Annotated in this window: 25 protein-coding genes; 21 read left to right on the forward strand and 4 right to left on the reverse strand. The window is 68.4% G+C overall.

The window, feature by feature from the left end; translation table 11 throughout:
• Positions 1-98 precede the first annotated feature (98 nt).
• The 14 genes from AB5S17_RS05235 to AB5S17_RS05300 all read left to right on the forward strand — a co-directional run bounded on the left by AB5S17_RS05235 (position 99) and on the right by AB5S17_RS05300 (position 16,624).
• Positions 99-1,031, forward strand: a complete 933-nt coding sequence (locus tag AB5S17_RS05235; RefSeq protein ID WP_369236874.1) for a ribose-phosphate pyrophosphokinase — start codon at positions 99-101, stop codon at positions 1,029-1,031.
• A gap of 276 nt (positions 1,032-1,307) precedes the next feature.
• Complete coding sequence (locus tag AB5S17_RS05240; protein WP_369236876.1) at positions 1,308-1,667, forward strand: hypothetical protein; 360 nt, start codon at positions 1,308-1,310, stop codon at positions 1,665-1,667.
• A gap of 103 nt (positions 1,668-1,770) precedes the next feature.
• On the forward strand, positions 1,771-2,310 hold the full coding sequence (locus AB5S17_RS05245) for a hypothetical protein (protein WP_369236878.1): 540 nt from the start codon (positions 1,771-1,773) through the stop codon (positions 2,308-2,310).
• 345 nt (positions 2,311-2,655) lie between these two features.
• Positions 2,656-3,831, forward strand: a complete 1,176-nt coding sequence (locus AB5S17_RS05250; protein WP_369236880.1) for an autotransporter outer membrane beta-barrel domain-containing protein — start codon at positions 2,656-2,658, stop codon at positions 3,829-3,831.
• 278 nt (positions 3,832-4,109) lie between these two features.
• Positions 4,110-4,754 carry a 50S ribosomal protein L25/general stress protein Ctc gene (locus AB5S17_RS05255; protein ID WP_369236882.1) on the forward strand — a complete coding sequence of 215 codons (645 nt, stop codon included), beginning with the start codon at positions 4,110-4,112 and terminating at the stop codon, positions 4,752-4,754.
• A gap of 53 nt (positions 4,755-4,807) precedes the next feature.
• Positions 4,808-5,554, forward strand: coding sequence for an aminoacyl-tRNA hydrolase (pth, locus tag AB5S17_RS05260; RefSeq protein WP_369236884.1), 747 nt, complete (start codon positions 4,808-4,810; stop codon positions 5,552-5,554).
• Between the two features lie 137 nt (positions 5,555-5,691).
• Positions 5,692-6,795, forward strand: coding sequence for a redox-regulated ATPase YchF (gene ychF / locus AB5S17_RS05265; RefSeq protein ID WP_369236886.1), 1,104 nt, complete (start codon positions 5,692-5,694; stop codon positions 6,793-6,795).
• A gap of 799 nt (positions 6,796-7,594) precedes the next feature.
• The gene (locus tag AB5S17_RS05270) at positions 7,595-8,791 is read left to right on the forward strand and encodes an efflux RND transporter periplasmic adaptor subunit (RefSeq protein ID WP_369236888.1); all 1,197 of its coding nucleotides are present in this window, start codon (positions 7,595-7,597) and stop codon (positions 8,789-8,791) included.
• Between the two features lie 173 nt (positions 8,792-8,964).
• A complete protein-coding gene (locus AB5S17_RS05275) occupies positions 8,965-12,153 on the forward strand; it encodes an efflux RND transporter permease subunit (RefSeq protein ID WP_369236890.1) in 3,189 nt (1,062 codons plus the stop codon).
• Between the two features lie 117 nt (positions 12,154-12,270).
• On the forward strand, positions 12,271-12,894 hold the full coding sequence (locus AB5S17_RS05280) for a TetR/AcrR family transcriptional regulator (protein ID WP_369236892.1): 624 nt from the start codon (positions 12,271-12,273) through the stop codon (positions 12,892-12,894).
• A gap of 117 nt (positions 12,895-13,011) precedes the next feature.
• Complete coding sequence (locus AB5S17_RS05285; protein WP_369236894.1) at positions 13,012-13,602, forward strand: NADPH-dependent FMN reductase; 591 nt, start codon at positions 13,012-13,014, stop codon at positions 13,600-13,602.
• A gap of 336 nt (positions 13,603-13,938) precedes the next feature.
• Positions 13,939-14,460 (forward strand): ferritin-like domain-containing protein, encoded by a 522-nt coding sequence (locus AB5S17_RS05290; protein ID WP_369236896.1) that lies wholly within the window; start codon positions 13,939-13,941, stop codon positions 14,458-14,460.
• 52 nt (positions 14,461-14,512) lie between these two features.
• On the forward strand, positions 14,513-14,797 hold the full coding sequence (locus AB5S17_RS05295; protein WP_369236898.1) for a hypothetical protein: 285 nt from the start codon (positions 14,513-14,515) through the stop codon (positions 14,795-14,797).
• Between the two features lie 177 nt (positions 14,798-14,974).
• On the forward strand, positions 14,975-16,624 hold the full coding sequence (locus tag AB5S17_RS05300; protein ID WP_369236900.1) for a S10 family peptidase: 1,650 nt from the start codon (positions 14,975-14,977) through the stop codon (positions 16,622-16,624).
• Here AB5S17_RS05300 and AB5S17_RS05305 read toward each other — a convergent pair.
• Positions 16,608-17,195, reverse strand: a complete 588-nt coding sequence (locus AB5S17_RS05305; protein WP_369236902.1) for a hypothetical protein — start codon at positions 17,193-17,195, stop codon at positions 16,608-16,610. The genes AB5S17_RS05300 and AB5S17_RS05305 overlap by 17 nt on opposite strands.
• Positions 17,196-17,396: 201 nt before the next feature.
• Between AB5S17_RS05305 and mgrA the strand changes: the two genes are divergently transcribed.
• Complete coding sequence (gene mgrA, locus AB5S17_RS05310) at positions 17,397-18,434, forward strand: L-glyceraldehyde 3-phosphate reductase (RefSeq protein ID WP_369237399.1); 1,038 nt, start codon at positions 17,397-17,399, stop codon at positions 18,432-18,434.
• A gap of 127 nt (positions 18,435-18,561) precedes the next feature.
• Here mgrA and AB5S17_RS05315 read toward each other — a convergent pair whose 3' ends face one another.
• Entirely contained in the window at positions 18,562-18,723 is a 162-nt protein-coding gene (locus tag AB5S17_RS05315) for a hypothetical protein (protein ID WP_369236904.1), read from the reverse strand.
• A gap of 157 nt (positions 18,724-18,880) precedes the next feature.
• Between AB5S17_RS05315 and AB5S17_RS05320 the strand changes: the two genes are divergently transcribed.
• Positions 18,881-19,228 carry a hypothetical protein gene (locus tag AB5S17_RS05320; RefSeq protein ID WP_369236906.1) on the forward strand — a complete coding sequence of 116 codons (348 nt, stop codon included), beginning with the start codon at positions 18,881-18,883 and terminating at the stop codon, positions 19,226-19,228.
• Positions 19,229-19,231: 3 nt separating this feature from the next.
• Here AB5S17_RS05320 and AB5S17_RS05325 read toward each other — a convergent pair whose 3' ends face one another.
• Entirely contained in the window at positions 19,232-19,417 is a 186-nt protein-coding gene (locus AB5S17_RS05325; RefSeq protein WP_369236908.1) for a hypothetical protein, read from the reverse strand.
• A 155-nt stretch (positions 19,418-19,572) separates the two neighbouring features.
• Positions 19,573-20,358 carry a Crp/Fnr family transcriptional regulator gene (locus tag AB5S17_RS05330; protein WP_369236910.1) on the reverse strand — a complete coding sequence of 262 codons (786 nt, stop codon included), beginning with the start codon at positions 20,356-20,358 and terminating at the stop codon, positions 19,573-19,575.
• Positions 20,359-20,735: 377 nt separating this feature from the next.
• Here AB5S17_RS05330 and AB5S17_RS05335 point away from each other — a divergent pair, with 377 nt between their 5' ends.
• The 5 genes from AB5S17_RS05335 to AB5S17_RS05355 all read left to right on the forward strand — a co-directional run bounded on the left by AB5S17_RS05335 (position 20,736) and on the right by AB5S17_RS05355 (position 26,255).
• Positions 20,736-22,553: an IlvD/Edd family dehydratase gene (locus AB5S17_RS05335; protein ID WP_369236912.1), complete on the forward strand. Its 1,818-nt coding sequence runs from the start codon at positions 20,736-20,738 to the stop codon at positions 22,551-22,553.
• 85 nt (positions 22,554-22,638) lie between these two features.
• Positions 22,639-23,391, forward strand: coding sequence for an SDR family oxidoreductase (locus tag AB5S17_RS05340; protein ID WP_369236914.1), 753 nt, complete (start codon positions 22,639-22,641; stop codon positions 23,389-23,391).
• A gap of 120 nt (positions 23,392-23,511) precedes the next feature.
• On the forward strand, positions 23,512-24,501 hold the full coding sequence (denD, locus tag AB5S17_RS05345) for a D-erythronate dehydrogenase (protein ID WP_369236916.1): 990 nt from the start codon (positions 23,512-23,514) through the stop codon (positions 24,499-24,501).
• 46 nt (positions 24,502-24,547) lie between these two features.
• A complete protein-coding gene (locus tag AB5S17_RS05350) occupies positions 24,548-25,441 on the forward strand; it encodes an NAD(P)-dependent oxidoreductase (RefSeq protein ID WP_369236918.1) in 894 nt (297 codons plus the stop codon).
• Positions 25,442-25,592: 151 nt separating this feature from the next.
• The gene (locus AB5S17_RS05355; protein WP_369236920.1) at positions 25,593-26,255 is read left to right on the forward strand and encodes a GntR family transcriptional regulator; all 663 of its coding nucleotides are present in this window, start codon (positions 25,593-25,595) and stop codon (positions 26,253-26,255) included.
• Positions 26,256-26,286 lie beyond the last annotated feature (31 nt).

Below are 26,286 nucleotides of genomic sequence, written 5' to 3' on the forward strand. Positions count from 1 at the left end.
AGCCGAGCGATCGATCGCCCCCGTCACGGCTTTTCCGGAAGGACAACGGCTTGCGGCACGACACCCCCTCGGGAAAATCGCCGGCTCGACGAAACGACATGAAGCTATTCAGCGGCAACTCCAATCGCCAGCTCGCGGAAGCGATCGGCGGATATCTCGACCTGCCGCTCGGCCAGGCGATGGTCCGGCGCTTCGCTGACCAGGAAATCTTCGTGGAAATCCAGGAGAACGTGCGCGGCGAGGACGTCTTCATCGTCCAGTCGACCTCCTATCCGGCGAACGATCACCTGATGGAACTGCTGATCATGATCGACGCCATGCGGCGCGCCTCGGCGCGGCGCATCACGGCCGTCCTGCCCTATTTCGGCTATGCGCGGCAGGACCGGAAGGCGGGCGGGCGCACGCCGATCTCGGCCAAGCTCGTCGCCAACCTCATCACCGAGGCCGGCGCCAACCGCGTGATGACGCTGGACCTCCACGCCGGGCAGATCCAGGGCTTCTTCGACATCCCTACCGACAACCTCTTCGCCGTGCCGCTGATCGCCCGCGACATCAAGGAACATCAGGACCTGTCGAACCTGATGGTGGTCTCGCCGGATGTCGGCGGCGTGGTGCGCGCCCGCGCGCTCGCCAAGCGGCTCGACGCGCCGCTCGCCATCGTCGACAAGCGCCGCGACCGGCCGGGCGAATCGGAGGTGATGAACATCATCGGCGACGTCACCGGCCGCAACTGCATCCTGATCGACGACATCATCGATTCCGGCGGCACGCTCTGCAACGCCGCCGACGCTCTGGTGAAGGCGGGCGCAAACAGCGCCTCGGCCTATATCACCCACGGCGTCCTCTCGGGCGGCGCGGTCTCGCGCATCGCCGCCTCGAGCCTGAAGGAACTGGTGATCACCGACTCGATCCAGCCGACCAAGGCGATCGCCGCCGCCCCGAACATCCGCGTGGTGACGACCGCCAACCTCCTCGGCGAGGCGATCGCCCGCACGGCGTCGGAAGAATCGGTCTCCAGCCTCTTCGACTGAGCCGGGATCGGCCTGTCCGTCCGGATTCTGGAACGGCCTCCTCCCACACCGGCGCCCGAGGTCGGCTGTCGCTCTCTGGCGGCCGATGGTCCTGCATGGCCCCGGTCGACGCGCGTCAGGGCTTGGCGTCGCCGAGCCCGGCTTTCATCCTCACGCAGTTCTGCTCGTCCAGCATCTGATAGGAGTCCTCGAGGTCGTCCTGGACGACGATCGCCGATCCGGCGGCCGTCAGGCGCGGCCCTCGCCGATCCGCGGGTCGTGAGCGCCGGGCAGGTGGTGGAGATCATCGTCGAGATCGCCATGGACATCTTCGACCGCCGCGCCCGGCTGCGGCGCTACCTTCTGGTCAACATGATCGCCAGCGACGTCGGGGCGATGTTGCGCCAGACCATGGACAGGCTGGCCGAGATCACGACGCAGGCGATCGCCGAGCGGTGCGAGGACGTGCGGATGACGCCGCTCGAAGCCTATGTCTTCAGCCGCGCCGTCGCCGGCGTGGTCGAACGGCCATTCTGGAGGAGCCGCCCTGGGCCGACAGCCCCGCCTTCAAGCGGCAGGTGGTGGCGATGGGTCTGGCCTTGCTCGAATGTTCGCGGCGCGCGGAACTGCGCCTCGAAGCGCCGGCGCCGCCCCTGATCGCCATGCCCTGATCCCGCAGGATCATTTTCGACTTCGCGCCGAAGCCGGAATGGACTATTCTTCCCAAGGGTCACTTCATCGCGCTTGAAGGTTCGCGACCATGCCCGGCAAAAGGCGCAGCGTCTTCACCTTCCGCAATCTCGCGCTCGGTCTCTGCGGCCTGGCAGTGGTGCTGTTCGCGATCGGCTTCGCCATGCGTGAGAGAGTGGCCGATAAGCCTTATCTCCGGATCGCCGGCGCCAGCTTCATCTTCAACTACCGGGTCTCGGACGCCTATTACGGCTTCACCGCCGAGGTGGAAAAGCCGGTGCGGAACTTCTCGACCATCGAGGCCGACTTCGAGGATCCCGCCGGCGGCCCGCCCTTCCATGTCGCAACGACGCTCGGGCCGCGCACGACGCGCTACGGGCTGCGCTCGCCGAGCCTGCAGGGCATCGATAAGAACAAGCCGTATCGCGTCACGGTGCGGCTGATCCAGAACGGCGACGGCGCTGTGCTTTTTTCCAGGACCTTCACCGTGACGTCCGACCTGTCGCAGGCGGTGCTGCCGCCGGCGCCGCTGACCGTCGGCCCCGGCTATGCGCGCAATCCGGACCTGCCGAACGGCTGGACCTCGCCCGAGGCCGGCCACCTCCTCTGACACTCCTTCTGCGGGAACGGCGACGCCGCGACGCGGTGCGCCCTGCTGTCGCGCCGCCACGTCAGTTGGATGCTGCATCGCAACAGCCGGCAATTCCTCAGGCGTTTCCGTGACATGGCGTGTCGAGTTGAGGATTGGTTAAGGTTTAGAAACGATTGATGTCGGGCTGGGAGGACGATCGAACGCAGGGAGCGCCAGATGATGCCTCGTCGCGAGACCTTTGCGACGCCCCATCGCCCGGACGACGGACGGATCCGGCGGCCACCGCGCCGCGTCGCGGCCGGTCCGCAACGACATCGCGGGCAAGGAGCCCGGCGGCTCCTCGCCGTCGCGGCTGCCGGCGCGATGCTCGCAGGACTTGCCGAGGCCGGCCCTCCGGCTGAGGCCGATGCCGCCTCGCTGTCGGCGATCGCCGGCAACTCCGATCTCACCGGCAGCTTTTCCGGCCAGAACGACATCGCGAGCCGCGTGGCGACGACCCAGCTCGACAATTTCGGCAATCGTCTCAGCGAGTTGCGTGGCGACACCTGCCAGAGGATCAGCGTCGATCTCTCGCTGACGCAGAACCAGGCAGAGCACGACGCCTGGGACACGCTGATCACGAGCGGCGACGCTCCGCCCAGGGGCGCCAATCCAACACTTCAGTCGAAGGACAGCGCCACCGACCGGGCGCTGTGCGGCGGCTGGGAAACCCATGCCTGGGCCAACGGCCACGTCACCTTCGGCTCGCTGGCCGAGGACACGCCGCGGCTCGGCTTCGACTATGTCGCAACCGGCATCAGCAGCGGCTTCGACCTGAGGCAAAGCGCCGACCTGTCGGTCGGCGGCGGCGTCGGCCTCGACACCGACGAGACGGTGGTCGGCAGCAACGGCACGCGCATCGGCGCTTCGGCCGTCAGCGTCGCCGGCTACGCCTCCTATCATCCGAAGGAGTCGAGCTTCGTCGAGGGCCTGGCCGGCATCGGCGCGCTGCAGCTCGACAACGCCCGCGCGGCAAGCGAAGGCGACGGCACCGAGTACGGGCACCGCAATGGCGGCGTTGCCTTCGGACAGGTCTCCGTCGGCCTGGAGCAGCGCGTCGGGGACGCGACGCTGCAGCCCTACGGCCGGCTCGCCGTCGACGCGATCCACCTGCGCCCCTATTCCGAAGCCGGAGACGCCGAGGCGCTGAATTTCTCTTCGCAGTCGCAGGTCTCGCTGCGCTCGTCGATCGGCCTGAAAGCCCGGTATCTCGCGACGCGTCTCGCCGACTGGTTCAGCGTCAGCCCTTGGGCGGAGGTGGAGGCCGGCCGCGACAGGACCTTTTCGAGCGACGGGGCGATCTCGCTGATCGCCGATCCCGCCGCCAACCATCACCGCATCACCGACCCGTCGACGGGTAACCGGCGCCTGTCCGTCGGCATCGGCACGGACATCACCTTCGGCAAGAGCTTCGACGTCGCGCTCAGCTATCGTGGCACGTTCGAGACCAGCGACGGCACCTCGCAGCAGCTGGCGCTCACGTCGAAGCTGCCGTTCTGAGGACCGGCGACGGAGCCGACCGCCCACTGCGCAGCCCAACCTGTCACCGATCGGAGAGGCGGGCATTCCGCGCGCGGGTCGGCTACCGGGCGCCGACGCGGCGCAGCCGACGGCCTTGCCGATCCCGCGCCGCTGCGGTATGACCCGCCCGTCCGCGCAGACACCCTTGGAGGCAGCGCGGAGTTGAGCGGTTCCCGCCGGCTTTCGCTGCGCGGCCCGCTTTTCGTCGTTCCGGGCATGGGGTCCGTTCGACCACCTCGACGAAAAAGGAACAAGCCATGAGCCAGGCCTTCACGGTCAAAGCCGAGGCGCGCAACCAGGTCGGCAAGGGGGCCGCCAGACATCTGCGCCGCAACGGAATGATCCCCGCCGTCATCTACGGCGACAAGAAAGAACCCCTCTCGATCGCCCTGCCCTACAAGGAGACCTTCCTGGCGCTGCACGCCGGCGGTTTCATGACGCATGTGGCGACGATCGAGGTCGACGGCGAGAAGATCCAGGTCCTGCCGAAGGACTATCAGCTCGATCCGGTCCGCGACTTCCTCATGCATGTCGACTTCCTGCGCGTTTCCGAGACGAGCCGCGTGACGGTCGACGTGCCGGTGCATTTCGAGAACGAAGAGAAGGCGCCCGGCATCAAGCGCGGCGGCGTTCTCAACGTCGTGCGCCACGAGGTCGAGGTCCAGGCTCCGGCGAACGCCATACCGGAAGCCTTCACGATCGACCTGACCGGCGTGAACATCGGCGATTCCATCCACGCCTCGGCGCTGACGCTGCCGGCGAACGTGACGCTGACGATCACCGACCGCGACTTCACCATCGCGACCGTCGCCGCGCCGGCGGCGCTGCGTTCGGAGGAAGGCGAGGCCGACGAGGCCGCGGCGACCCCGGCCACGGAAGTCGAAGAGAGCGACGAGGACTGATCGGACGGCTCGCGCCGCACGATCTGAACCGACGAGAAGCAGGGGAGCCGGGAATGTTGCTGATCGCAGGATTGGGCAATCCCGGCTCCCGCTATGCCGGCAACCGGCACAATATCGGCTTCATGGCGGTCGACGAGATCGCCAGGGCCCACAATTTCGGCCCCTGGTCGAAGAAGTTCTCGGCCGAGATCGCCGAGGGACAGATCGGACCCGAGAAGGTGCTGCTCCTCAAGCCGCAGACCTTCATGAACGAGTCCGGCCGCTCGGTCGGCGAGGCGGCGCGTTTCTACAAGCTGGAGCCCGACCGCATCGTCGTCGTCCACGACGAGCTCGACCTGCCTCCCGGCAAGCTCCGGGTGAAGACCGGCGGCGGCCATGGTGGCCACAACGGGCTACGCTCGATCGATGCCCATCTCGGCACCAAGGACTATCGTCGCGTCCGGCTCGGCATCGGTCATCCCGGCTCGAAGGAAAAGGTCAATCCGCACGTCCTCGGCGACTTCGCCAAGGTCGACCGGGAATGGCTGGAGCCCTTCCTCGACGCCGTCGCCCGCAATGTCGGGGCGCTCGCCGAGGGCGAGGACGCGCTGTTCATGAACAAGGTCAGCGTCGCGACCGGCGGCCGCGAAGAGCCGGCGGGCGCGAAAGGGTCGTCGTCGGCGATCGGCGCGAAGGCCGCCAAGCCGGCGAAGGGCCAGAGCCACATCCGCCAGGCACGCGGCGCCGGGCCGCAGGTCAAGGTGCCTGACAAGGGTCCGATGGCGGACATGCTGAAGCGGCTGTTCGGCGGCAAAGACTAGGCCAGACGGTCGCGCCCTCCCCGACGGCCGCCCACCCAGTCGCCGAAGCGGCTGTTGACCCTCCGCCCGGAAGGCGGCAAACACCTCCTCAATCGGCGCTCCGGGCGCACCACCAGCATTTTCCGAAGGACGACCCCATGGGTTTCAGATGCGGGATCGTCGGCCTGCCGAATGTCGGCAAGTCGACGCTGTTCAACGCTCTCACCAAGACGGCGGCGGCGGCCGCCGCCAATTATCCCTTCTGTACCATCGAGCCGAACACCGGCGACGTGCCGGTGCCCGATCCGCGGCTGAAGGAGATCGCGGCGGTCGCCAAGTCCGCGAACATCATCGCGACCCGGATCACCTTCGTCGACATCGCAGGTCTCGTGCGCGGCGCATCCAAGGGCGAAGGGCTCGGCAACCAGTTCCTCGCCAACATCCGCGAGGTCGATGCGATCGTCCACGTGCTGCGCTGCTTCGAGGACGACGACATCACCCATGTCGAGGGCCGCATCGACCCGGTCGCCGACGCCGAGACGGTCGAGACCGAGCTGATGCTCTCGGATCTGGAGAGCCTCGAGCGGCGCGTCGTCAACACGCGCAAGCGGGCAACCGGCAAGGACAAGGAGGCAATGGCTGCCCTGCCCGTCATGGAGAAGGCGCTGGAGAAGCTGAACGCCGGCCAGCCCGTCCGCACGCTGCTCGGCTCGCTCGATGCGGAAGAGAAGCGCGAGCTCAGGAACCTCAACCTCCTGACCTCGAAGCCGGTCCTCTATGTCTGCAACGTCGCGGAAGCCGACGCCGCGACGGGCAATGCGCATTCGCAGGCCGTCGCCGAGATGGCGAAGCGGCAGGGCGCGAAGTCGGTGGTCATCTCCGCCGCGATCGAGGCCGAGATCGCGCAGCTGCCGGAGGCGGATGTCGGCGACTATCTCGAAGCCATGGGCCTCACCGAGCCCGGCCTCGACCGGCTGATCCGTGCCGGCTACGAGCTTCTGGAACTGATCACCTACTTCACGGCCGGCCCGAAGGAGACGCGCGCCTGGACGATCGGCCGCGGCACCAAGGCGCCGCAGGCGGCCGGGGTGATCCACACCGACTTCGAGAAGGGCTTCATCCGCGCCCAGACCATCGGCTACGACGACTTCGTCTCGCTCGGCGGCGAGACCGGCGCCAAGGAAGCCGGCAAGTCGCGGGACGAGGGCAAGGAATATGTCGTCGCCGACGGCGACGTGATGAACTTCAAGTTCAACGTCTGACCTGAGACCCCGCGCTGGCTGACCAGCGCGCTCAGCCAGGTCAGCCCGCGACCAGCGCGCATCGCGCGTCCTCTCCCCGATGCGCCCTCCCCGAGGCCGGCCAAGCCGGCCTCGGCCGCGGATGCGCCGCATTTGATCTCCGCTTTGCCCTGAGAGGACGCGGCGACGCGGACACGCCTGCAGCAGGCGAGCAGGCAGGCCGGCGCCCGAGGTCCCCCGTCCCCCTCAAATCTCGGCGGCCTCGTCGACCTCGGCAAGCTTCAATTCTTCGAGTCCCTGACCGACCCGACCGCGACGAAAGCCGGCTTCCGACCACTCCGGTAGGCGACCGGAGCGGCAGGCGTCCCTGAGACCGCCGGTCGCGTCTTCCGCCGTCGGACCGTGGCTCTGGGCGGCGCAGAAAATATTTCTATACCGATCGGTAATTTTCCGCCTTGACCGCGGTGCAGCATCCGCCTACCTGATCCGTACCGATTGGTATAGATGTTGCCGACTGGTGATCGAGCGCCCCGCGCGCCACGGCGGCGGACGGTATGGAGACAGTCATGCAGGATGTCGAAATCGCGGCCGGGGCACCGGCTCCGGCCACCACCCGCCGCTGAGACTCCGCCGCACCGACTCACGAGAATCGCGTCCGCAGGGCGGCTTCACCGACGGCCGTCGGCTCCGCCGCCGCCGGAGGTGAGCGCTGCCCGGCCCGGCGAGGGCACGTCCAGGCGATCGATCCAGCACCTTGCATCAGGCGAGCCGCCGAACCTGCGGCCGCCAGTTCCGCCTCTCCCTTTTGCGAGTGACGAAGATGAAGAAGACCAGCATCCGTCAGCTCCTCTGGAGCTCCAGCCTGGCGATCGCAGTCGCCGCCGGCGCCACCACCGTGGCGCTCAACCGGCCGGAAGACGCGGTCGCCACCGAAGCGCCCGCACCGGCATCGGCACCAAAGGCCATTCCGGTGCCGGTCGCGACCGTGAAGCCCCGCCCTGTCACCCTGTGGAAGGAGTTCTCCGGCCGGCTGGAAGCGGTCGACCGGGTCGAGATCCGGCCCCGCGTGGCGGGCGCGATCGAGGCCTTCCACTTTCGCGAAGGCGCGCTCGTCAAGAAGGGCGACCTGATCGCCACGATCGACCCCGCGCCCTATCAGGCGACCGTCGCCAAGGCGCGGGCGGATGTCGAGGCGGCCGAAGCGCAGGTGCATCTCGCGGCGCTGGAGGTCGAGCGGGCGAAGTCGCTCGCGACCTCCCGCACCGTTTCGCAGAGCACGCTGGACCAGCGCTCCAGCGCCTACGACCAGGCCGTCGCCAACGCCGATGCGGCGAAGGCCACGCTGAAGGCGGCCGAACTCGACCTCGGCTACACCGAGGTTCGGGCGCCGATCGCCGGCAGGATCGGACAGATTCAGCTGACCGCGGGCAATCTCGTCGCGGCCGGTCTTTCCTCTCCGGTGCTGACGACCGTGGTCTCCGTCGATCCGATCTATGCGAGCTTCGACGTCGCCGCGAGCGACATCGCCGACATCCTGTCGGCGCTGCCGGCCGGAGCGGACGGCCTTCCGGCGGTGGGAAAGCTCCCGGTGGAGGTGCAGCGGCTCGGCGGCAAGGGCGTGCCGCAGACGGTGCGCGGCCATGTCCAGTTGATCGGCAACGAGGTCGACACCGACAGCGGCACGCTTAGGGTGCGCGCCGAGATCGCCAATCCCGGCGGCGCGCTCGTGCCCGGCGAGTTCGTGCGGGTCCGGCTCGGACAGCCGAAGCCGCAGGACGCGCTGATGATCAGCGAGACCGCCGTCGGCACCGACCAGGACCGCAAATACGTCCTCGTCGTCGGCGACGACAGCAAGGTCGCCTACCGCAAGGTCGAGCTCGGCGCCTCGGTCGACGGCCTGCGCGTCGTCTCCGACGGGCTGAAGAGCGGCGATCGCATCGTCACCGACGGCATCCAGGCCCTCGCCCCCGGAACCCTCGTCTCCCCCGAACCCGTCGCGCTGGCCGCCGCCAAATGACGCGCGACCGGTAAGCGACGGCCCGGCCCACCTCCAGGCCGGGCCGTCGCCCTTTTGACTTCCATCGAAGACAGCACGACCCGAACCTGCCTGCCGCCGCTCATCCGCGCCGGCGGACGGGACGGCGGCCGCTCGTCCTCCCGCCCGACTTCGCACGATCCGGAGCGATCCCCATGAACATCTCGAAGTTCTTCATCGACCGCCCGGTCTTTGCGGGCGTCCTGTCCGTCCTGATCCTGATCTGCGGCCTCATCGGCATGCGCGCCCTGCCGATCTCGGAATATCCCGAGGTTGTGCCGCCCTCGATCGTCGTGCGCGCGCAGTATCCCGGCGCCAATCCGAAGGTCATCGCCGAGACCGTCGCGACGCCGATCGAGGAGGAGATCAACGGCGTCGAGGGCATGCTCTACATGTCCAGCCAGGCGACCGCCGACGGCGCGCTGACGCTGACCGTGACCTTCGCCCTCGGCACCGATCCGGACAAGGCGCAGCAGCTCGTCCAGAACCGCGTCAGCCAGGCCGAGCCGCGCCTGCCCGAAGAAGTACGCTCGCTCGGCATCACCACCCAGAGGAGCTCGCCCGACCTGATGATGGTCGTCCACCTCGTCTCGCCGGACGGGCGCTACGACCTGAAGTATCTGCGCAACTACGCCGTCATCAACGTCAAGGACCGGCTGGCGCAGATACCGGGCGTCGGCGACGTCCAGGTGTTCGGCTCCGGCGACTATTCCATGCGCGTCTGGCTCGATCCGCAGAAGGTCGCGGCGGAGGGCCTGTCGGCGAGCGACGTCGTCGCGGCGATCCGCGAGCAGAACGTCCAGGCCGCCGCCGGCCAGATCGGCGCGCCGCCGACCGACGGCGACGTCGCGCTGCAGCTCTCCGTCAATGCCGAGGGGCGGTTGAACACGCCGGAAGCCTTCGGCGACATCATCGTCAAGACCGCGCCGAACGGCGCCGTCGTCCACCTGCGCGACGTCGCGCGGATCGAGCTCGGCGCGTCCGGCTATTCGCTGCGCTCGCTGCTCGGCGGCAAACCGGCGGTCGCCCTGCCGATCTTCCAGTCGCCGGGCTCGAACGCGATCGCCGTCTCCGACGCCATCCACAAGACGATGGACGAGCTGCAGACCCGCATGCCGGAGGGCGTCCACTACGAGATCGTCTACGACACGACACAGTTCGTCCGCGCCTCGATCGAGGCCGTCGTCCACACGCTGCTCGAGGCCGTGGTTCTGGTCGTCATCGTCGTCATTGTCTTCCTGCAGACCTGGCGCGCCTCGATCATCCCGCTGATCGCGGTGCCGGTGTCGATCGTCGGCACGTTCGGTGCGCTCTACCTCCTCGGCTTCTCGATCAATGCCCTCAGCCTCTTCGGTCTGGTGCTGGCCATCGGCATCGTCGTCGACGACGCGATCGTCGTCGTCGAGAACGTCGAGCGCAACATCGAGGAGGGACTGGCTCCGCGTGCCGCGACCTACAAGGCGATGCGCGAGGTCTCCGGCCCGATCGTCGCGATCGCGCTGGTACTCGTCGCCGTGTTCGTGCCCCTCGCCTTCATCTCCGGCCTCACCGGCCAGTTCTACCGCCAGTTCGCGGTGACCATCGCGATCTCCACGGTGATCTCGGCGGCCAATTCCCTGACGCTGTCGCCGGCGCTGGCCGCGCTGCTCCTCAAGGGGCACGGCGCGAAGAAGGACCGGCTGACTCGGACGATGGACTTCCTCTTCGGCTGGTTCTTCCGGAGCTTCAACCGGGCCTTCGGCTTGGGCTCGAGGACCTATGGCAAGGGCGTCGGCAGGCTGTTCTCGCACAAGACGATCGTCGTCGGCGTGTGGCTCCTCCTCGTCGGCGGCACGGTCTTCATGTTCAACCAGGTGCCCGGCGGCTTTGTCCCGGCGCAGGACAAGGGCTATCTCGTCGGCTTCGCACAGCTGCCCGACGGGGCGAGCCTCGACCGCACGACGCGGGTCGTCGAGCAGATGGACAAGATCGCACTGAAGCAGGCGGGCGCCGAGAACACGGTGTCCTTCCCCGGCCTGTCGATCAACGGCTTCACCAACAGCTCCAACGCCGGCGTCGTCTTCGTCACCGAAAAGCCGTTCGAGGAGCGGCAGGGCCTCTCCGGCGGCGCGATCGCCGGAGCGCTGAACCAGCAATATGCGGGGATCCGCGGCGCGATGATCGCCATGTTCCCGCCGCCGCCGGTCCAGGGCCTCGGCACCATCGGCGGCTTCAAGCTGCAGCTCGAGGACCGCGCCGGCCTCGGCTACGAGGCGCTCGACAAGGCGACGAACGACTTCCTGGCGAAGGCGCGGCAGGCGCCGGAACTGGCGGGGATGTTCTCCAGCTACCGCATCTCGGTGCCGCAGCTCTTCGCCGACCTCGACCGCACCAAGGCGCACCAGCTCGGCGTCTCGGTGACGGACGTCTTCGACACGCTGCAGATCTATCTCGGCTCACTCTACATCAACGACTTCAACAAGTTCGGCCGCACCTATTCCGTGCGCGTCCAGGCCGAGGCCGCCGATCGCAGCCAGCCGGAGGACATCGGCCGGCTGAAGGTCCGTTCCGCCAACGGCGCGATGGTGCCGCTCTCGGCGCTGATGACCGTGACGCCGACCGCCGGGCCGGAGCGGGCGATCCGCTACAACGGCTTCCTGTCCGCCGACATCAACGGCGGCCCGGCGCCCGGCTACTCCTCCGGCGAGGCACAGGCGGCGGTGGAGCGGGTGGCCGCGGAAACGCTGCCGAAGGGCATCGGCTTCGAATGGACCGACCTCACCTATCAGCAGATCATCGCGGGCAATTCCGGCGTGATCGTCTTCCCGCTGGCGGTGCTCCTGGTCTTCCTGGTCCTCGCGGCCCAGTACGAGAGCCTCACTCTGCCCTTCGCCATCATCATGATCGTGCCGACGGGAATCCTCGCCGCGCTGGTCGGCGTCTGGCTCGATCACGGCGACAACAACATCTTCACCCAGATCGGCTTTGTCGTGCTGGTCGGCCTGTCGGCGAAGAACGCCATCCTGATCGTCGAATTCGCCCGCGACCTGGAGATCTCCGGCATGCCGACGCGCCAGGCGGCGGTCGAGGCGAGCCGGCTGCGCCTGCGCCCGATCCTGATGACGTCCGTCGCCTTCATCATGGGCGTCGTGCCGCTGGTCCTCTCCACCGGTCCGGGAGCGGAGATGCGGGCCGCCATGGGCGTCGCCGTCTTCGCCGGCATGCTCGGCGTCACCGCCTTCGGCATTTTCCTGACGCCGGTGTTCTACGTTCTCGTGCGTGCGCTCGCCGGCGGCCGGCCGCTGACGCGGGTCCACGAGGCGGAGGCGGAGCCGCTGGCAGCGACACACGCCGAGACACATTGAAGATCGGCGGCGGGCCCTCCCGCCGCCGTCCGGACCGCGAGCGCTTTCAGAAATTCAGGGAATTCCTATATATCTCCGATAGGTAGAGACGAACGAGCAGCTGCGGAGGACGAGGAGATGGCCAAGGGCCGCCCGAGGGAATTCGACATCGACGAGGCGTTGGACAAGGCGATCGACCTGTTCTGGCGACAGGGCTACGAAGGCACCTCCCTCGCCGATCTCGTCGCCGCCATGGGCATCACCAAGCCGAGCCTCTACGCCGCCTTCGGCAACAAGGAAGAGCTCTTCAGGAAGGCCGTCGATCGCTATTCCGAGCAGCGGCTGGCACTTGTCGACGCGATCTTCGACGATCCCTCGTCGCGCCGTGCGATCGAGCGCTTCCTGATGCTGTTCACCGGGGCGGAACAGCCCGAAGGGGCGCCCTGCGGCTGCCTGATGGTCCAGGGCGCGCTCGTCTGCAGCCCGGAAGGCGGCGCCGTGAAGCAGGACCTCCTGTCGCGGCGCATGTCGAACCTGCAGTGGCTGTGCGACCGCCTCGAAGGCTGGAAGGCCGACGGCGACCTGCCGCCCGACACCGACACGCAGAGCCTCGGCCGCTTCGTCGCCACCGTGGCGAACGGTCTCACCGTGCAGTCCACCAGCGGCGCCAAACCGGAACAGCTGAAGATCGTCGTCCAGCAGTTCATGCAGTCGTGGCCCGGCCGGCAGGAAGCGGCCGGCGCGAAGGTGAAGGCCGCCTGAACCGGCGCGGCGCGGCCGCCTGCCGCAAGCCCGAGGACCATCTGGAAGACCCGCGTCCCGATCCGTTACCATGCGGCAGGCAACCCGCCTCGCGCACGAACGGAAAGGCGCTTCCAGATGTCCAGCCGCATCCTCGTCCTCTATGGTTCCTACCGCCGCGACCGGATGGGCATCCGGCTGGCGAATTTCCTCGTCGCCCAACTCGCAGAGCGTGGCCACGACGTGGAGCTGATCGACGCCCAGGCGGTTGGCCTGCCGATCCTCGACCGCATGTACAAGGAATATCCGAAGGGCGAGGCGCCGGAGGCGCTGGAGACGCTCGCCGGCAAGATCGTCGCCGCGGACGCCTTCGTCTTCGTGACCGGGGAATACAATTGGGGCATGCAGCCCGGGCTGAAGAACCTCACCGACCACTTCCTGGAGGAATGGTTCTGGCGGCCGGCGGCGATCGCCAGCTATTCCGCCGGCCGCCTGTCCGGCGTGCGCTCCGGGCTCGTCTGGCACGGCACGCTGTCCGAGATGGGGATGGTCGTCATCTCCTCGTCGCTCTCGGTCGGCCCGATCGCCGCGACCCTCGATGCCAGCGCGCAGCCGACCGGCGACGCCGGGGCGGCGCTCGAAAAGAGCTTCGGCCGCTTCGCCGCCGACCTCGAATGGTGGACGGACGCCGCGAAGGCGCAGAAGGCGAAGGTCCAGCCGCCCTATTAGGAAGGGCGACGACCGAAGCCTTCGGCCTCGCGCTCATGCGGCCCGGAGCAATGCCGGAGCCACGGCCGCAAGGCGCGGCAGAACGACGCGCCGCCGCGGGCGCGGGCGGCGGCCCGGACCAGCGTCCCGGCCGGCCAAAGCGCCGGAAAGCCGCCCGCGCCCGACACCCTTGCCGCTCCCACCCGGCGCGCCGCTTTCGCCGCTTCGTAGCAGGCTGACGATTTCGCCGGCCAGGCGCCGGAACGAGAATTTGCCGGCCACGCTTCCTTCGCCAATCGGTTTTCCCGGCGCGCCCTTTGGCGGTGCAGCCGGCACAAAGGCAAGGCGAGACGCTCCATGGCAACCACGCTCAGCGACAGCGCAACCTCCCACTTCATTGTCGGCCTTCGGGACGTTCACGCGGTCGAGAACCAGGCACTGGCCCTGATCGACCGCCAGCTCGACCGGCTCAAGAGCTACCCCGACCTCGCCGAGCGGCTGCGGATGCATCGGGGCGAGACGGAGACGCAGATCCGGCGCGTCGAGGAAATCCTCTCCTCGATCGGCGAATCCCATTCCGGCCTGAAGGACGCGGCGCTGTCCCTGAGCGGCAACATGGCGGCGCTCGGCCATGTCATCGCCGGCGACGAGGTGCTGAAGAACAGCTTCGCCAACCTCGCCTTCGAGAATTTCGAGGCGGCGAGCTACATCGGCCTGATCACCATGGCCGAGGCGTCGCCGCACGCCGGTACCGTCTCGCTTCTCAAGGAGTCCCTCGCCGAAGAGGAGGCGATGGCGACCTGGGTGCGCGACAACATCCCGAAGCTCACCCGCCGCTTCCTCGAGCTCGACGCCGGCGGCGAGACGTCCTCGCGCTGATCCTGCTGCCGATGCGCGATGAACCAGCGGGCGCGCCGGGCATTGTCGTATCATGACAGCCGAAGAGAACGACAGCAGCGAAAGACGACCCATGAGCGACAGATCGCATGAAGGCGAACGGCCGGTGCATCCCTTCGGAGCGAAGGAGGACGCGCGCGTGCCCGAGCATGGCGAGGCGCCGCGGGCGAACGATGTCGAGGCCGAGCGCCCCGCCTCGCCCGACCCGGACCTGCACGCACCGGCGGCCGCGCCGACCGATACCGATAGCGAGGCGGGTGCCGACGCGGCCGATGAAGCGACCGGTTCGATCACGCCGCTGAAGGAACGCAAGCGCTAGAGCGGGTGCGCCGCCTCCGACGTCGACCGGCACATGCCGCGGCGCGACGTCGGACGCGCGAAGCGAGTTCATCCGGCCGCGGCCATGCGAAAAGCCGCAGGCGGCATGACGGCATCGTGAGGGACACCTGACCTCCGGCGTCACAGGATCGCCCGGACGATGACGTAACGGACTGGAATGACGCCCTTCATCCGCTCCCTTAGCCGCGCCGCCCTCCTAAGCCTTCTTCTGGCCGCCTTCGCCGGCGCTTCACCGCCGGCGGCGCAGACACAGGACGCGCCGGCCAAGGCCGCCGCGATGCAGCATGGGTCGCCGGATGGCGGCCAGGATGAACGGCCGTCCGGCGGCGCGGGCATCCTGTCGCTCCTGCCGCCCGACTCGGCGACGCATCACACGATCCAGTTGGGCCGGAACTCCCTCGCCTATTCGGCCGAGGCCGGCACGCTGCCGATCCGTAACGCCGGCGGCAAGACCGAAGCGAAGCTGTTCTACACCGCCTACACCGCAGACCAGCAGGGCAAGGACCAGCCGGGCGGGGAGCATCCGCAACGCGACCGGCCGATCACCTTCGTGTTCAACGGCGGCCCTGGCGCCGCCTCGGCCTATCTCAACATCGGCGCGCTGGGGCCGCGCATCGTCGACCACGGGACCGACGGCAGCATCCCGCCGCCCCCGGCCCGGCTCACGGATAATCCCGACACCTGGCTCGCCTTCACCGACCTCGTCTTCGTCGACCCCGTTGGCACCGGCTACAGCCGCGCCGCGGACCCGAAAAACGACAAGGACTTCTGGAGCGTCAACGCCGACCGGGAGACGATGGCGGCCTTCATCCGGCTCTATCTCGCTCAGAAAGGCCGCACCACATCCCCCGTCTTCCTCACCGGCGAAAGCTATGGCGGCTTCCGTGCAGCGTTGCTGGCGAAATCGCTGCCGGACAAGTCCGGCGTCGCCTTGAGCGGCGTCGTGATGATCTCGCCGGCGCTCGACCTCTCGCTGCTCTTCGGGCACCAGACGGCGCAGATCCTGCCGTCGGCGCTCGCTCTGCCCTCCGAGGCGGCGGTGAACTTCGCGGCCAAGGGCGTGAGCGACCGCGCGGAGATGCAGAAGCGGCTGCAGCCGGTCGAGGACTATGCCCTCGGCGGCTATCTGACGGCGCTCGCGGCGGGGCCGGAGGCGACGCGCGATCGGGCCAGCGCCAAGGTGGCCGATGTGACAGGTCTGCCGCTGGATCTGGTGAAGCGCCGCTTCGGCGCGGTGTCGCTGTCGACCTTCGCCAGGATGTTCGACCAGGCGAAGGGCCAGCTGATCAGCCGCTATGACGGGACGGTCGCGGGACCCGACATCGATCCCGGGAGCCCGTTCTCGCACGGTCCCGACCCGGTCCTCGACCGCATGGGCGCGATCTGGACCTCTGCCTTCGTGAACTACGTGCGCAACGAGCTCGGCTTCAAGACCGACATCACCTATCGGCTGCTCGACGGCGAGATCAGCCGCCGCTGGGACTACGGCAACAGCGGCTCGGACCAGGGTTATGCGGACGCCATGCAGGACCTGCAGGAGGCGCGGGCCTACAACCCGGCGCTGCGGATCCTGATCGCGCAAGGGTACACCGACCTCGTGACGCCCTATCTCGCCTCGCGCTACCTCGTCGGCCAGTTGCCGCCGCTCGCCGGTGCCGCGCCGATCGAGACCGAGGACTATCTCGGCGGGCACATGCTGTATCTGCGCCCCGACTCGCGCCACGCGCTGATGAGCGACGTGCGGGCTCTCTACGAGAAGGCCACCGCGTCGTCCTCGGATCCCGGAGTCCCTACTTCGCGTCCTTGAGCGAGCGGGGCAGCAGCCAGGCGAGGAGATCGCGTTCCGGCACCTGTGCCGCCTGCTCTTCCTGCCGCGGGACGATGCAGAACATCGTCGTGAGGCGCCCCCTCGCCGCCCACAGGAAGGCGGGAATGGCGAAGGCGCGCAGCTTCGAGGCGAGCACGTAGTCGCGCTTGACGAGCGTCTGGTCCGCGAGGCTAAGCTTCTGCGGCTCGCTGCGCTCGGCGAAACGGTCGGAGCGCACCAGCGGGTCCTCGGCCAGAACCGGCCGCAGCGCCTTGGCCTTTTCCGTCAGCCAGAACTCGTAGTCCGACCAGGGCATCTTTGCCGGGTCCATGATGAACTCGGCGGTGATCGGCCATGAGCCCGGCGGCCGGTAGGGCCCCATGGCATAGAGGCAGGAAAGGCCATTCGGGCAGCCCGGCCCGACGCAGTCGAACCGCTGTCCGACATCCATCGTGGCGTCGCTTGCGGGTCCGGAGCGCCAGGCCGGCAGCGGACTGTCGTCCTGCGCCGCAGCCGCAGCCGGCATCAGCACGCAGGCAGCCAGACAGGCGAGTAAGGTCGGACGGATCATGGCGCTCTCCCGCAGCGCGGCCGGCCGCGACGGCCCGGTCGGCAGATCCCATTCTCCCGCACGCGGCTTGAGGCAGGCTTGCCTCGTCCCGCATTCCGCGCGGTTTCCCTCGCATCTTTCAGCATGGCTTCCGGTCGATCTCGGGGGCGGCAGCGGTATATGTCGGCCGTCGATATCCTTCGAATGCAAGAGAGTTCAGCCATGCCCTATGTCGCCGCCGACGAGCGCTACACGTCCCTTCCCTATCGCCGCGTCGGGCGCTCCGGCCTGCATCTGCCGGCGATCTCGCTCGGTCTCTGGCAGAATTTCGGCGGCACCGACGTCTTCGAGACCGGCCGAGCCATCCTGCGCCGCGCCTTCGACCGGGGCGTGACGCATTTCGATCTCGCCAACAATTACGGTCCGCCCTACGGCTCGGCCGAAGCCAATTTCGGCCGCTGGATGGAGATGGACTTCCGCCCCTATCGCGACGAGCTGATCATCTCGTCCAAGGCCGGCTACGACATGTGGCCGGGCCCCTACGGCAATTTCGGCTCGCGCAAATACCTGATCGCCTCCTGCGACCAGAGCCTGAAGCGCATGGGCCTCGACTATCTCGACATCTTCTACCACCACCGGCCGGACCCGGAGACGCCGCTGGAGGAGACGATGGGGGCTCTCGACCACATCGTGCGCTCCGGCCGCGCGCTCTATGTCGGTATCTCCTCCTACTCGCCGGAGCTGACGCGCAAGGCGTACAAGATCCTCAAAGAGCAGGGCACGCCCTTCGTCATCCACCAGCCGTCCTATTCCATGCTGAACCGCTGGGTGGAGGACGGGCTGCTGGACACGCTCGCCGAGCTGGGGCTCGGCTGCATCGCCTTCTCGCCGCTGGCGCAGGGGCTGTTGACGCGCAAGTACCTCAACGGCGTGCCCGCCGATTCCAGAGCCGCCCGCGAAGGCTCGCTGAAGCCTCAGATGCTGACCGCGGAAAACATCGAGCGCATCCGCAAGCTGACGGCCATCGCCGAGGCCCGCGGCCAGAGCCTCGCCCAGATGGCGATCGCCTGGGTGCTGCGCCGGCCGGAAGTGACGTCTGCGCTGATCGGCGCGCGGACGGTCGAACAGCTCGACGATTCGCTCGACGCCCTGAAGCGGCTGGACTTCTCCGAAGGCGAGCTGCGCGAGATCGATGTCCATGCGCAGGAGGGCGAGATCGACCTGTGGCGCAAGCAGTCGCAGGTGAAGAAGGACGATTGAGCAGTGCGGCGGCGCCGGCGTCCCGTTCCGCGGGTTCGGCCGGCGTGCTCGCCGCGAGGGTGAAACGACGACAGGCCCCCGGCCGTGGACCGGGAGCCTGGGATCTGCCGGAGAGTTGGGGCGTTTCTCAGCGGCAGACCGTCTCGTAGCCGACGATCACCCGCTCGCCGCAATACGGGTCCCAGCGACGGATCGGCAGCCGGCTCGCATCGTCGCGACAGATGTGGACACGGCGGATCGGCTGGTGGGGGATGCGCACGGCAACGGCCGCGAACGACTTGCCGAACATGGCGACTTCCTTCTGCGTCGGGGCGGGATTTCGCTCCCGCCGATGCGATCAAGGTAAGGGCGCACGAAGCGGACCGCTGTGACCTCAGTCACAGAGGTCGCGGCCGGCCGACAAGACGAAGTTCCATTCTATCCGGAACGCGGGACCGCCTCCGCCGTTGGCCATCAGCACGGAAGGGATGGCCATGACGATGCCGCAAGCAAATGAGCGGCTCGAACCACGGCGCAACGCCGCGGCCGCCGAGATCCAGTCGCAAGCCTTCGACCTGATCGCAGTCGCTCACGACGAGACGGTGGACGCGCGAGAGCACGTGGCGCGCAGCCGTCAGGCGATCGCCGACTCGTTCGAAATCCTGCGCGATGTCGCAAAGCTCTTCAGCGGCCCGCTCGCGGCCCGCGCCGGAGAGACTGACGGCGCCGGTCCGGATGCCGAACGGTTGCCCGTCAAGCGCCGGATGCGGCCGCGACGGCCCCGCCCGCGGCGGCGCTCCCGATCGGCTCGATGACCGTCAGGGCTTCGTGCCGTCCGGTGCCTCCCGGACCTGCCGCAGGTCGAAGATGTCGAAATGCGGCGCGCGGTCGCGCGGATAGATCGGTTGGCGCAGAAGCCGCGTCGAAAGGGTCAGGCGGTCCCAGCTGCACGACAATTGCTGGGCAGCGTCCGCCACCCAGGAGAGCGGAAGGTCATCGGTCATGTCCCGCGACAATGCAGAAAAGCGGACGGGAGACAATCGCATACGTCAACCGGATGGAGCATCCGGCCTGTCAAGTTTGCGTCACCGACGCATGCCGCCGCGGCGCGCGGCGCCGGTTTGACGGCATCCGCCCCTGCGCGGCGCGCTGCCGCGCTTTACGGGTGCATCGCCAGCGCCTGGAGCGCGGCGCGATCCGGGATGATCAGCCAGCCGTTCTTCATGTCGATGACGCCGCGCCGCTGCCAGGCCTTAAGGCAGCGATTGACGTTCTCGCGCGAGCTGCCGATCATGTTGGCGAGTTCGCTCTGGGAGAAGGAGAGCTTGGCGCCCTGCGCGCAGACGGGGCAGCCGGGCGAATCGATCGCCCGGATGAGCGTTCGCGCGAGGCGGGACGGCACGTCCAGGAAGGCCAGCTCGGTCATCCGCTCGTCGGACTGGCGCAGGCGCTTGCAGAGCAGTTCGAGGAGCTTCAGCGCGGATTTCGGCTGCCGCTCCAGAAGTGCAAAGACGTCGCGCCGATCGAGCACCAGGAGCGTCGTATTCGTCAGGGCCGTCGCGAGCGCCGAGCGCTCGCCGCCATCGATCAACGCCATCTCCCCGAAGACTTCGCCCTTGGACAGGTCCGCGAGCACGATTTCCCGCGCATTCGGCGTGACGACGCTGATCCGCACGCTGCCGGCGACGATCGCCATCATCGACTGCCCGGCCGAGCCCATCAGGAAGATCGGCTCGCCCGCCCGGTAGCTCTTGCAGTAGGCGTAGGAGGCGAGCTCGCGCCGGTCCCGCTCGTCGAGCGCCTGAAAGATGAAGCAGCCGGAGAGCAGCTTTTCGCGATCCTCGCCCGTTCCTGCGACATGCTGCTGCGGGCGGTCGCGTCGCTCGGGACGCTCCGGCCCCCGGCGGTCTTCAACGACCTGCGCCCGATCCTCGACGATCGACACCTGGCTCTCCCCAACCCGTGTTGGTATGATGGAAGCACGGCGAGGCGGGCGATTCCGGCTCTGTCCGCCCCAGGCCTCGCTCGGCAGGAATTTAGTAGAATTTCCGTGACGGAAGCAAGCAATTCCGCAGCCTCCTCCATAGTTCCCGGCCTTTCAAAGACTTGCCAGCTGCCCGAAGACCGGGAACATCTCGACCGCAGATTTCCATGCCTGACGAAGCGGCACGCCCGCCGTCTGCGACGGCCGCAGGGGCGGCGGTGGCATCGCGCCGATGCCGACGCGATCGCGTCGCGCCGCTTGAAGCGCTGAGCGTTTATCGTATACGTTAGCGTCGAGGATCGCGCCGGCCTTCGCCCGGCGGATCGCCCGGAGACGCAATGACCCAGGACAAGACGGCCCGCCAGCTGCGCTCGCGCGCATGGTTCGACAACCCGGCCAATCCCGACATGACCGCGCTCTATCTCGAGCGTTATCTCAATTACGGCCTCAGCCAGGAAGAACTGCAGTCGGGCAAGCCGATCATCGGCATCGCCCAGACCGGTTCCGACCTCTCGCCGTGCAACCGCCATCACCTCGAACTCGCCAAGCGCGTGCGCGAAGGCATCCGCGAGGCCGGCGGCATCGCCATCGAATTCCCGGTGCATCCGATCCAGGAAACCGGCAAGCGCCCGACGGCCTCGCTCGACCGGAACCTGGCCTATCTCGGCCTCGTCGAGCTGCTCTACGGCTATCCGCTCGACGGCGTCGTGCTGACCATCGGCTGCGACAAGACGACGCCCGCCTGTCTGATGGCGGCGGCGACGGTCAACATCCCGGCGATCGCGCTCTCGGTCGGCCCGATGCTGAACGGCTGGTTCCGCGGCGAGCGCACCGGCTCGGGCACGATCGTCTGGAAGGCCCGCGAGATGATGGCGGCCGGCGAGATCGACTATGCCGGCTTCGTCAAGCTGGTGGCGTCCTCGGCGCCCTCGACCGGCTACTGCAACACCATGGGCACGGCGACGACGATGAACTCGCTCGCCGAGGCCCTCGGCATGCAGCTTCCGGGCTCCGCCGCGATCCCGGCGCCCTACCGCGACCGCCAGGAGGTCTCCTACCTCACCGGCAAGCGCATCGTGGAGATGGTGCACGAGGACCTGAAGCCCTCGGACATCCTGACCCGCGACGCCTTCGTCAACGCCATCCGCGTCAACTCGGCGATCGGCGGCTCGACCAACGCCCCGATCCACCTCAACGGCCTCGCGCGCCATGTCGGCGTCGAGCTGAAGATCGAGGACTGGCAGACCTATGGCGAGGAGATCCCGCTTCTCGTCAACCTGCAGCCGGCCGGCGAATATCTCGGCGAGGACTATTATCACGCCGGCGGCGTGCCGGCGGTCGTGAACCAGCTGATGGAACAGGGCCTCATCGCCGAGGACGCGCTGACGGTGAACGGCAAGACGATCGGCGAAAACTGCCGCGGCGCCGCCATCGTCGACGAGAACGTCATCCGTCCCTACGACAAGCCGCTGAAGCCGCGCGCGGGCTTCCGGGTGCTGTCGGGCAACCTGTTCAACTCGGCGATCATGAAGCTCTCGGTGATCTCGCCCGAGTTCCGCGAGCGCTACCTGTCGAACCCCGATGACCCGATGGCCTTCGAGGGCAAGGCCGTCGTGTTCGATGGTCCGGAGGACTACCACCACCGGATCGACGACCCGTCGCTCGCGATCGACGAGCACTCGGTGCTGTTCATGCGCGGCGCCGGCCCGATCGGCTATCCCGGCGCGGCCGAGGTCGTGAACATGCGCGCGCCCGACTATCTGATCAGGCGCGGCGTCACCTCCCTCGCCTGCATCGGCGACGGGCGCCAGTCCGGCACGTCCGGCTCGCCGTCGATCCTCAACGCCTCGCCGGAAGCGGCGGCCGGCGGCGGCCTCGCGCTGCTTCGCACCGGCGACAAGGTGCGGATCGATCTCGGCCGCGGCACGGCGGACATCCTGATCTCCGAGGAGGAGCTCGAGAGCCGTCGCAAGGCGCTCGAGGCGGACGGCGGCTACAAGTACCCCGACCACCAGACGCCCTGGCAGGAGATCCAGCGCGGCATGGTCTCGCAGCTCGAGAGCGGCATGGTGCTCGAGCCGGCGGTGAAATACCGCCAGCTCGCCCAGGGCGGCGTCGACGGCACCATCTCGCCGATCCCGCGCGACAATCACTGAGGCGGCGGGCTCTGCCGGCAGCGGCGGAGCCCGGCCACGACGGCGCCGACGGAACGGCGCCGAGGCAAGCAGAGGGCAGGAACACATGACGAAACGGCTCGAAGGCAAGATCGCCGTCTGCACGGCCGCCGGCCAGGGCATCGGGCGCAAGGTCGCCGAAGCCTTCCTGCGGGAAGGCGCCACGGTCTATGCCAGCGACCTCGACGCAGCCAAGCTCGAAGGCCTCGACGCCTTCGGCCCGGTGAAGACGGCGGCGCTCGACGTGACCAGCGGCGAGGCCGTCACCGCCTATCTCGACGGGGTCGAGACGCCGGACATCCTCTTCAACTGCGCCGGCTTCGTGCACCACGGCACGATCCTCGACTGCGACGAGAAGGCCTGGGACTTCTCCTTCGACCTCAACGTCAAGGCGATGCACCGGACGATCTCGGCGCTCTTGCCGCGCATGCTGGAGAACGGTGGCGGGTCGATCATCAACATGTCGTCGGCGGCCTCCTCCATCAAGGCCGCGCCCAACCGATACGTCTACATGGCGACCAAGGCGGCGGTGATCGGCCTGACGCGCTCGGTCGCGATCGACTTCATCCGGAAGGGCATCCGCTGCAACGCGATCTGCCCGGGCACCATCGAATCGCCCTCGCTTGAGGGCCGCATCGCCGATCTCGGCAAGACCGTCGGCGGCGCAGACAAGGCGCGCGAGATGTTCGTCGAGCGCCAGCCGATGGGCCGGCTCGGCAAGGCCGAGGAGATCGCGGCGCTCGCCGTCTATCTCGCCTCCGACGAGAGCGCCTTCACCACCGGCACGACGCAGCTGATCGACGGCGGCTGGTCGCTCTGAGGCCGCGGGCCATGGCCGAGCCGTCGCGGGCCGATCTGCAGGCGACGACAATGGAGAACCGTCGTCGCGGTGCGGAACGGCCCGGCGGCGGCCAGGAATACTGACGGGGAGGTTTTCGCGATGCGCATCCTGATTCTCGGCGCCGCCGGCATGGTGGGACGCAAGCTCACCGAGGCACTGCTCGCGGAGGGAACCCTTGCCGGCGAGACGATAGAGGCCATCGACGCATTCGACGTCGTCGCGCCGGATGTCTCGAACGTGCCGGACGGCGTCGCCGTCAATGCCCAGGCCGGCGACATCGCCGACGAAGCGACGGTCGCCGCCCTCGTCGCCAAGCGCCCGGACATGATCTTCCACCTCGCCGCGATCGTCTCCGGCGAGGCCGAGGCCGACTTCGAGAAGGGCTACCGGATCAACATGAGCGGGATGCAGCACCTGCTCGAGGCGATCCGCGGGCAGGAGGGCGTCTATCGTCCGCGCCTCGTCTTCACCTCCTCGATCGCCGTCTTCGGCGCGCCCTTCGAGGACAAGATCGCCGACACCTTCCTCGCTGCGCCGCTGACCAGCTACGGCACCCAGAAGGCGATCTGCGAGCTTCTGCTCTCCGACTACACGCGCAAGGGCTTCGTCGACGGCGTCGCCATCCGCCTGCCGACCATCGTGGTGCGGCCCGGCAAGCCGAACAAGGCGGCGTCGAGCTTCTTCTCCGGCATCATCCGCGAGCCGCTGGCCGGCCAGGAGGCGATCCTGCCCGTCGACGACGAGGTGCGCCACTGGGTGGCGAGCCCGGCGGCGGCCGTCGGCTTCCTGCTGCACGCCGCGACGATGGACACCGATCTCCTCGGCCCGCGCCGGGCGCTGACCATGCCCGGCCTCTCCGTCACCATCGCCGAGATGATCGAGGCGCTGCGCGCCGTTGCCGGCGACGAGGTGGCGGGCCGCATCCGCCGCGAGCCGGACGCGGTGATCGAGAAGATCGTCGCCGGCTGGCCGCGCGACTTCGACGCGCGCCGGGCGCTTGAGGCGGGCTTCACCGCGGATCGCGACTTCCAGTCGATCATCCGCGCCCATATCGCCGACGAGGCCGTCCGCGCTGGCGGCCAGTCCTGACATCGAAGCGCGCGAGCGCGTCACGACGCATGAAGAGGATTTCGCCATGACCGACAAACCCCGCATCGGCTTCATCGGCGCCGGCCTGATGGGCCACGGCATGGCCAAGAACATCGTCGAGGGCGGCTATCCCCTCGCCGTCCTCGCGCATCGCAACCGCGAGCCGGTCGAGGACCTTAAGGGGCGCGGCGCAGAAGAGGCGGATTCGGTGGCCGATCTCGCCGCGCGCTCGGATGTCGTCGTCCTCTGCCTGCCGGGCAGTCCGCAGGTCGAGGCGACGCTCGACGAGATCCTGTCGGGCGATGCTTCCGGCAAGACGATCATCGACTGCTCGACCTCCAACCCGGTCTCGACACGCGTGCTCGCCGAGCGCTGCCGCGCCGCCGGCGCCACCCTCCTCGACGCGCCCCTGTCGCGCACCCCGAAGGAGGCTTGGGAGGGCATGCTCGACGTGATGATCGGCGGCGATGCGCAGGACGTCGCACGGGTCCGGCCGATCGTCGAGACCTTCGCCGGCCGCATCGTCGAGGTCGGCCCGGTCGGCGCCGGCCACACCATGAAGCTCCTCAACAATTTCGTCTCGCTCGGCTATGCCGCGATCTATTCCGAGGCGCTGGCGATCGGCGCCAAGAACGGCGTGACGGCAGAGACCTTCCACGCGGTCATCGGCGGCGGCCGGATGGACTGCGGCTTCTACCAGACCTTCATGAACTACGTCGTCGGCCACGACCCGAACGCCCACAAGTTCACGCTCCGCAACGCCCACAAGGACATGCGCTACGTCGTCTCGCTCGCCAACGAGAGCGGCATCGCCAGCCATGTCTCCTCGACGGTGAAGAACGGGCTGGCGACCGCCGAGGCGATCGGGCGCGGCGACCACTACCTGCCGACGCTGTCCGACATCGTCGCGGAGCTGAACGGCATCAAGAGGGCCGACTGATGCTGAGGGCCGCCGCCGGGCCGGCACGAAGGCCGGCGGGAGCCGTGCGCTGAGGGCGCCGGAGACATCGCCCGAGGGGCGGCGCAGACGCGCGAGCGATCCCGGCGCGCGCGGCTCGCGGCCGCGTCCGAGCCTGCAGGGCGTTGCCGCCATGCCCGCGCGCGAGCGCGCCTATCACGAGCTGAAGTTCCGCATCCTCGAAGGCCGCCTGCCGCCCGGCACAAAGCTCCTGGAAGCCGAGGTCGCGAACCTGTTGAACCTCTCGCGCACGCCGGTGCGCGAGGCGCTGATCCGGCTGGAGGAGGAAGGGCTCGTCGATGTCCGTCCCCGGCACGGGATCACCGTGAAGGCGCAGTCGCTCGACGACCTCGCGGAGATCTACGAGGTGTTCTCGACGCTGGAGGTGAAGGCCGCCTCGCTCCTCGCCAAGCGCGGCCTGACGCCGGAGGAATCGGAGCGCTTTTCAGCGCTGATCGGCCAGATGGAACGCGCCACCAAGCGCGACGACATCACCCACTGGTCGCATCTCGACGACGTCTTCCACGCCGAACTCGTCGCGCTCTGCGGCAATTCGCGCCTGCAGTCGACGCTGCGCCAGTATTGGGACCAGCAGTATCGCGCGCGGATGGCGATCGTCGCGCTGCGGCCGCGGCCGACCGCGTCGGACGAAGAGCACAAGGCCATCGTCGCGGCGATCGAGGCCGGCGATCCCGCCGAGGCGGCGCGGCTCTACCAGCACCACCGGGACCGGACCGACGCCGTCGCGCTCGAACTGCTGCGCCAGCAGGCGGCCGGGATCGGCGGCGAGCGCTGACGCCGCGAGCCTGAAAGGCCAGCCGGGTCCT

The organism is Jiella sp. M17.18, from assembly GCF_041027365.1.
Taxonomy (GTDB): Bacteria; Pseudomonadota; Alphaproteobacteria; order Rhizobiales; family Rhizobiaceae; genus VKMB-3413.